This is a genomic window from Dysgonomonas termitidis (assembly GCF_042654545.1).
GTDB classification, from domain to species: domain Bacteria; phylum Bacteroidota; class Bacteroidia; order Bacteroidales; family Dysgonomonadaceae; genus Dysgonomonas; species Dysgonomonas termitidis.
On sequence record NZ_JBHSGN010000056.1, the window covers coordinates 1 to 1,452 of the forward strand.

Consider the following 1,452-nt stretch of genomic DNA (forward strand, 5'->3'; position numbering starts at 1 on the left):
TATGAGAGCGGCTGAAATAGCTCGATAACAATCTTAAAAAAGTTTCTAGAAGCGTAAGATGTAAAACCATCGGAATAAAGGGGAGGTAGATATACCTAAACCAGACCAATCGGTACTCGTCGACCCAACGTAAGCATATAGCCCAAGGTTCCAGTTCATGTTCGAGACCGCGCCCGTCGTCACATTCATAGCGAGGGCCATCCCACCTCCGCCCCAATATTCCAGGAAGGTGGCGTAAGCTTCAGCGCTCCGTGCGACCGTAATCGGGTGCAGTTGCGACGAACCTGAGACAGGAGTTTCCCCGCAAATTGGGAGCCAAAACTTTAAGTTGATGTCATTGGGGGTCGAGAGCAAGGCGGTCATAGTCTCGTCCAGACTAGCCCACCGGGCAGAAACCCATGCATTAGGGTCACGAACGCCATGGTTGACCTCGACAAACCACTTGTACATAGGATAATCGGTGAGATCAATGGCAGCATTTGCCCAGTCGGCCGAATAGGCCGGGCCAGAAGCTGGGAAACTGGTCGCGTCAGGAGTCGACGTCGAGTAAGCCAGTAAAGGCGTCGCGCCCAGGGCCCAGCCGTGGCTATCGTCGGAAGCGTCCACTTGCGTCACCAACGCCATTGCGCCGTCCACCCCCAGAGGCACTATATCCCCCACTGCAAATTTCTTCGGCACATCAATCGGCGGGTATGTAAACGCAGCCACCTGACCCACACTCAACGTGATCATCCCCTCCGGATCTACTTCCATATCGAATGTATATTGCTTACCCGGCTCGAAGGTGAAGCTTCCCCATGCTTTCTTCCACCAGTCGTATACCCGGATGTTTTTCGCCGGCGCTTTAGAGCCCCCCACGCTGTATTCCACTTGCACATAGAAGTCCGTGGAATTCGGTGAGGCAATTGTGCCGGTGAACGCCGTAGCCTGCGGCATCACCATCAGGCCCTGCGTTTCCCCTGTGATAGAGGTATAATCCTTTCCCACGGTATTCGATGCGCTCAGGTCAACGGTGTAGTCGGCCTGTTTGGTCGGGTCAACCTGCCAGAAGTGCTCGTTAGACCCGCTTGTATAGGTCAGGTAAGCGGCATTTTCATTTTCTGGCATCTGGGCCGTAGCGTAACTTGTGTTGTACGTCGCATATGTGAATGGTGATAAGTCCGTCGGTACGCCGCTGCTGTAGTCGTCATCCGCATTGGGTGTCACCCCGGATTTAGATAACAGTGCATCGGGCTCCAGTTTCCAAGTCCCGGTCGTATACAGGTTCATTAAAGTCACCTTTTCTATTTTAACCGGTACGTCGGCCTTCTTGCTCCGGGCACGGAAAAGCACCCGGCTTAGCGCATGCTTGAAGTTAACAGGTACGGTACCGGCACTCAGCTCATCAGTGACGGCTACCAGCAGGTCTTCCTGCTTTTCGGGTAGGATCGGCACCGTATAGGTTATCTCCGG

General features: G+C 53.8%; 1 protein-coding gene. It reads right to left on the bottom strand.

The window, feature by feature from the left end; translation table 11 throughout:
- Nucleotides 1-45: 45 nt before the first annotated feature.
- Nucleotides 46-1,452: fimbrillin family protein (locus tag ACFO6W_RS07040; protein WP_379994722.1), on the bottom strand; the 1,407-nt coding region annotated here is incomplete at its 5' end.